This window comes from Streptomyces niveiscabiei (assembly GCF_001419795.1).
Lineage (GTDB): Bacteria > Actinomycetota > Actinomycetes > Streptomycetales > Streptomycetaceae > Streptomyces > Streptomyces niveiscabiei.
In genome coordinates this window covers 1-5,945 of the sequence record NZ_LIRL01000981.1, presented here as the reverse complement: position 1 = coordinate 5,945, position 5,945 = coordinate 1, and the positions used below count along the sequence as shown (strand labels likewise).

Annotated in this window: 7 protein-coding genes; 3 read left to right on the top strand and 4 right to left on the bottom strand. The window is 69.5% G+C overall.

Annotation, left to right across the window (positions count from 1 at the left end; genetic code table 11):
* Positions 1 to 267 (bottom strand): ATP-binding protein (locus AOK24_RS38260; protein ID WP_167376902.1); only part of this gene is annotated, 267 nt, incomplete at its 3' end.
* A 156-nt stretch (positions 268 to 423) separates the two neighbouring features.
* Here AOK24_RS38260 and AOK24_RS38255 point away from each other — a divergent pair.
* The 3 genes from AOK24_RS38255 to AOK24_RS38245 all read left to right on the top strand — a co-directional run bounded on the left by AOK24_RS38255 (position 424) and on the right by AOK24_RS38245 (position 2,820).
* A complete protein-coding gene (locus tag AOK24_RS38255; RefSeq protein ID WP_079057213.1) occupies positions 424 to 1,209 on the top strand; it encodes a helix-turn-helix domain-containing protein in 786 nt (261 codons plus the stop codon).
* Positions 1,206 to 1,448 carry a DUF397 domain-containing protein gene (locus AOK24_RS38250; protein WP_055724542.1) on the top strand — a complete coding sequence of 81 codons (243 nt, stop codon included), beginning with the start codon at positions 1,206 to 1,208 and terminating at the stop codon, positions 1,446 to 1,448. Before AOK24_RS38255 ends, AOK24_RS38250 begins: the two co-directional genes overlap by 4 nt.
* 67 nt (positions 1,449 to 1,515) lie before the next feature.
* A complete protein-coding gene (locus AOK24_RS38245) occupies positions 1,516 to 2,820 on the top strand; it encodes an acyl-CoA dehydrogenase family protein (RefSeq protein ID WP_055724541.1) in 1,305 nt (434 codons plus the stop codon).
* 347 nt (positions 2,821 to 3,167) lie between these two features.
* Here AOK24_RS38245 and AOK24_RS38240 read toward each other — a convergent pair whose 3' ends face one another.
* The 3 genes from AOK24_RS38240 to AOK24_RS38230 form a co-directional block, all read right to left on the bottom strand.
* The gene (locus AOK24_RS38240; protein ID WP_107104146.1) at positions 3,168 to 3,866 is read right to left on the bottom strand and encodes an LAETG motif-containing sortase-dependent surface protein; all 699 of its coding nucleotides are present in this window, start codon (positions 3,864 to 3,866) and stop codon (positions 3,168 to 3,170) included.
* Between the two features lie 194 nt (positions 3,867 to 4,060).
* Positions 4,061 to 4,972: a hypothetical protein gene (locus tag AOK24_RS38235; protein ID WP_055724539.1), complete on the bottom strand. Its 912-nt coding sequence runs from the start codon at positions 4,970 to 4,972 to the stop codon at positions 4,061 to 4,063.
* A gap of 117 nt (positions 4,973 to 5,089) precedes the next feature.
* The coding region (locus AOK24_RS38230) for a serine hydrolase domain-containing protein (RefSeq protein WP_055724538.1) at positions 5,090 to 5,945 on the bottom strand (856 nt) is incomplete at its 5' end.

The window sequence follows — 5,945 nt, the reverse complement described above, 5'->3', positions numbered from 1 at the left end:
GTCCCCGCTGTCGTGCACCTCGACGACGACACTGTCCCCGTCCCGCCGGAGCGACAGCAGGAACTGCCTCCCCCTGGGCACCCCGTGCAGCAGCGCGTTGGTCGCCAACTCGCTGACGCACAGCAGGACATCATGGGCACGCTCGGACGACGCGAGCCCCCAACCGGTAAGCGTTTCCAAGGCGAACCGCCGCGCGGCGGGCACAGACCGCCGGTCACGGCGGAAGCACCTCTCTCGCAGCAACGGCCGTTGAGTTGTTCCGTTCACGGGGCGAGAGTGGCGGGGGATCACTACGGTTGAACACCCTGCAAGCTCGTACGGCGGGTTTCGTACGGGTGTGTACGGGTGAGCCGCGCCCAACTCCGGGGGATACACGCCAACATGAGTCCCAGGAAGCCGTCAAGGCCGAAGAACAAAACCTCGATGAAGATGCTGGGCAGGCAGATCGCCACCGCCCGCCGCGCGAGTGGCTACACACAGGTCCAGCTCGCGCTGATCATCAACATCGACGAAGAGACGATGGCCTCCATCGAGCAGGGCCGACGGCCCCTGAAGCCGGACATCGGCCGGAAGATCGACAAGGCCCTCGGTACGAAGGGGGTGTTCGAGGAGGGCGCGGAGAACCTCCCGGAGATCGACCAGTACCCGATGTACGCGGAGCTGTACATCGACCACGAGCGCTCGTCGATCGTGCTGTCCTGGTACGACTGTTTCGTGATGCCCGGTCTGCTTCAGACGGAGGAGTACGCCGAAGCCGTCTTGCGGGAGCAGGTTCCGGCGTACCCCGAGGACGAGATCCAGGCGAAGCTGGCGGGCCGCATCGAGCGCCTGGCGATCTTCGAGCGCGAGACCCCGCCCACGATGAGCTTCATCATCTGGGAGCCGGTACTGCACCTGATGATCGGCGGCCCGGACGTACGGCTGAGGCAGCTCCGTCACCTGCGGGAACTCGCGGACCGGCCCAACGTGACGATCCAGATCCTGCCGCTCAACAGCCCTCACAACGCAGGGCTGGACGGGCCTTTCACCATCCTCGTGACCGAGGACCACCAACACCTCGTCTACACCGAAAGCCAGCGCGGCAGCCACTGGGTTTCGGACCCTGACGAGATGTCTACGCTGGAGAGCAAGTATGCGATGCTGCGGACACAAGCTCGGGACACCGAAGAGTCCAAGCGTCTGATGGACTGCTTGCTAGGAGAAGAATGAGCACCAAAGCACTCCAGTGGTTCAAGTCGACTTACAGCGGCAGCAATGGCGGCCAGTGTCTCGAAGTCGCCGTCGCCTGGCGGAAGTCGAGCTACAGCAGCGACGAGGGCGGCGCGTGCGTCGAAGTGGCTGAGTGCCCCGGCACCATCCACATCCGCGACTCCAAGAACCCCGAAACCACCGGCCCGACCCTCGCCCTCGCCCCCACCACCTGGGCCGCCTTCACCACCACCCTCTGATCAGAGGTCACGCCCCTTTAACCTCAAAGATCGTTACCTCACCCCCGGTCCCACAGATAGACCGGGCATGTCGATCACCTCAACACGCCCCACCCTGCGGGAACTCCTCTTCCAGGACGGCCCCGAAGACGACCTCCACGCCCACCACCGCCACGCGATCACGGCCCCCATCTTCCGCCACCGCCCCGAAGCGACGACCGAGGAGCGGTGGCGGCTGTCGTACGACCGCCTCCGCCACCTCAACGCACAACTCCCCTTCCCGGCGGAGCACTTGGCGTCCAGCCCGCGTCACCTGGCCGCACTCCACGAGTGGACGTCGGTGGTGGACGGCGCGACGGCGACCGTCGCCGGCATCCACTACAACCTGTTCCTCGGCAGCGTCCTGGACGACCAGGACTCCCCGCCCCGCGACCTCACCCCGTTCACGGACCTCACCCGCACAGGAACGTTCCTCTGCACGGAGGAGGCCCACGGCAACGACGCCCCCGCGCTGGAGACGACGGCGACGTACGACGTCGAGGCGGACGAGTTCGTCCTGAACACCCCGCACGACGGCGCCGCGAAGTTCATGCCGAACACGAGCCCCGCCGGGGGGCCGAAGACGGCGGTGGTGGCGGCCCGCCTCCTCACGAACGGCCGGGACGAGGGAGTGTTCCTCTTCCTGACCCCGCTGACGGACGAATCGGGCCCTCTCCCCGGCATCACGATCACGCCCCTGCCGGAACGTATCGGCAGCCCGGTCGACCACTGCGTCACCACCTTCACGGACGTCCGCCTCCCCCGCACGGCCCTCATCCAGGGCCCGCACGGCCGCCTGCAACGCGACGGCACGGTCAAGAGCCTCCTCGGCAGCCCAAGGAAACGCTTCCTCACGGCGATCGACCGCGTCACGACGGGCAAGCTGTGCATGAGCGCGAGCACGGTGGGCGGTGCGCGGGCGGCCCTCGCCGTGGCGGTCCGTTACGCGAACCTCCGCAAGGTCTCCGGACCGGCGAGCGGCGAGGCTCGCGTACCGATCTCGGCGTACCTCTCCCACCGGTCCCGCCTCCTGGACCGCGTGGCGACGGCGTACGCGATGACGTTCCTGCACCGGACGGTGATGGACGAGTGGCTGAGCCACTCAGCCACTTGGAATTGGCTCAGCCATTTTGCCAGTCGCTCGCCCGTGGGCATGAACGCGTCGTCCACGAACCATGGCCCCACCCGTACGTTGGGGAAGACCTCGCCGCCGCAGCTCGGGCGGACCGGCCCGACGAGGTCGCGCAGCCGCCGGGGGAGGGGGTTCGCGCTGGTGCCGTACCGGATGCCGGTGATGTGGACGGCCCAGTGGCCCCACATCATGTCCGGCGGCAACGGCACGCCCAGCAGGTAGCGGGAGTGCGGCCCGAGCCGGTGCAGCGCGGGGAGCGGTTCACGGAAGCGGTCGGTGTCGCCGTAGTCGTACCCGGCCGCCGCGCTCAGCCCGGCGCCTGCGTCGACGAGCACCGCGTCGGACTCGTCGAGCCAGCGGTGGAAGGTGTCTCGGAGGGTGCCTTGGATCATCGTCGCCGCTTCCTCGTTCCCGTACCGCGTACCCGCCTTGGGGCCAGGGTTCCGTTCCAACGTAGGGGGCCGGAAGGGGAACGTCCCGGTTCGCTTCGGACCGCTGCTGGTCAAAACGGACCGGAGACGCACGGAAGGCCCGCGGGGAGCCGCGGGCCTTCCGGGTGCGGGGACGCCTCAGTTGCCGGAGGCCTTGCGGCGGCGCAGTGCGAACACCGTGCCCGCGCCGACGACGATCATGCCCACGGCGATCCCGGCGGCCGGAGCGGTGTAGTCGCTCGCGCCGGTCTCGGCGAGGTGGGTGGAACCGCCCGCCGGTGCGGGGGCGTTGCCCGCGGGGGCGGCCGGGGCGGAGCCGGAGGGCTCCGGGGACGGCGAGGCCGCCGTCGCGGAGGAGGACGAGGGAGACGGCGAGGGCGAGTCCGAGGCCGACGGGGTCGGGCTCGGCGACGGGTACCACGCGGGGCACGCCTTCGACGGGGTCACCAGCGCCGGCGTGATGTCCTCGTCGACGAACCCGCCCGCCTTGACGTGGACCCGGTACGTCCAGTCCGGCGTCCAGTCGACCGGGATGTCGACGCTGGTGCCCTGCGCGGAGGAGTGCTCGATCGTCCTGCTGCCGATGTCGCGGTACTGGTCGTCCGGCATCGAGAGCTTGACCTGCACCGAGACGGTGGCCGAGGTGCCGGTCGGGTCCACGTCGGTGACGCGGATGAAGCCGTGGCCGTCCGCGCCGCACTCGGCCGACGCGGAGAAGTCACGGATGTCGCACGCCGACGCGCTGCCCGCGACGGCCAGACAGAGGGCCGCCGCAGCGACCGGAACGCCTATGAGACGTGTCGCGCGCAGCACGCGGACACGGGGAGGAAGGGACACGATCGTCCTTAGGAAAGACCTGTGGAAGAGCCTGACCCCCACGTCCTACAAGTCCGCCGAATCCCCTGTCAATCTACTGTCACCGCAGGTCAGGAGGGGTTCAACGGCTCCCCATCGATGACTCGTCACCCCCTCAAGCACCGGTCAAGACAGCCATGCCGCGGTCATCCGCACTCACCCCCACTCACCCGCACTCATCCGTGGGAGTGCTGGTCCGTACCCGCGGTGAACGCCGCCGTGCGTACCTTCCCGTCGGCCTTGAAGTCCAGGAACAGCCGGTACGTACCCGTGCTCGGCACGTCCGCCGTGAACCTCACCTCCGCCGCGCCGCCCTCGTCGTCGTGCGGATGCACATGCAGGTACGCGAGGTCCCCGGCCCGCAGCGCGACGAGATGCCCGTTCGCCCCGAGGTACGGCTCCAGCCTCACCGGCTTCCCCTCCTTGCTGACCGTGAACCGCAGCTCGCTCCCCTTCCCGGCGGCGAGTTCCCCGTCCAGCGCGACGGTGTACCCGTCGACGGTCACCCGGTTCACCTGCGCCGGCACCTGCTCCGCCGCGTACGCCCCGGCGACCGTCAGATCCGACCCCAGCGTGAGGTTCTCCTTCCCTCCGCCCGGCGTGAAGTCCGCGAACACCCGGTAGCTGCCCGGCTCGGTCAGCGTCACCGGCGTGCTCCACGTGCCGTCCGCCGCCCGGGTCGGGTGCAGGTGCCGGTACTCGGTCAGGTCCCGCGAGGCCACGATCAGGTGCAGCTCCTTCTCGTGCTCGACCTGGTACGACGTGACCGGCCTGCCGTCCGTCCCCCGTACGGCGAACCTGATCACCCCGGCCCTGTCCGCCGCCAGCGCTCCGCTCTCCAGGTCCAGCGTGTACCCGCCCTCACTGACCTGGAGCCCGGCGGGTACGAGGGGGTTGCTCCGGCCGTCGGACTTCTCGGAGCCACCGCCCTCGTGGGAGCCGCTCTCGTGCGAGTCGCTCTGGTGAGCCGAGCTCTCCGCGTCCGTGCCGGAGTCGAACGGGCCGACCACCGCGCCCACCCCGTACGCGGCCCCGAACGACACGGTGAGCGCGGCACCGAAAGCGCTGATCTTCTGGAGGGGGTTCATGGCGGGCTCCCTGTTCTGCCTCTCCGGTGATATACCCCAGGGGGGTACGGGGCTCCCACCCTATACCCCGGTGGGGTATAGGGAAAGCCGGGTGGTCCACCGGGCGGGGCCTCGCGGTCACCGCACTGCCGCCATGGCGACCCGTTGAGCCACCGCGTTCATGCCCTGCCCCTTCGCGTCGGTCGCGGTGATCGAGTACACGAGGGTGCGGGAGAGGTCCCGGGTGGCTCCGGCCAGCGCGCTGTAGCCGGGACGGGAGCCCGTCTTGAGCCAGAAGACCTTGCCGTTCAACTCGCCGCGCTGGAGACCGGCGGTGTAGGTGGCACCCTCGATGCCCGCCGGGATCGTGAACATCTCCTCCAACTGGGGCCGAGGGACGATCCGGCCCCGGAACAGGGACGTGATCAACCGCTCCAGGTCGGCGGTCGTGGAGACCATGTCGCCGGCCGCCGCGCGGTCCGCCTGGTTCCACTCCGTGACATCGACGAGTTCCGTCGTGCCGTCGGGGTTCTCCACCGCCTGGTAGCCGTGGTTGTGCGGGCCGGCGATGCGCGGGTCGGTGCCCGGGAGGTACGTGTCGCGCATCCCGGCGGGGGCCAGGACCAGGCGGGTGGCCTCGGCCGCGTACGAGCGGCCCGTCACCTCCTCGATCAGCAGGCCCAGGATCGTGTAGCCGATGTTGGAGTAGTGCTGGCCCTCGCCGGGACGGAACTCGGGCCCCTTCGCCACCGCCGAGGCCACGACCTCCCGGGGCGTCAGTGTGTCGTAGCGGTGGGCGTACTGCTCCTCGAACGTGTCCCTCAGCCCGTCCCCCGGCCGGATTCCCGACGTGTGATTCAGCAACTGCCGTACGGTGACCGGCCGGAATTCCCGGCTCAGCAGCCCCGGCAGATACCGCTGGACCGGCGCCCCGAGATCCACCTTCCCCTCCGCCGCGAGCCGCAGCACCGTCGCCGCGGTCACGACCTTCGTC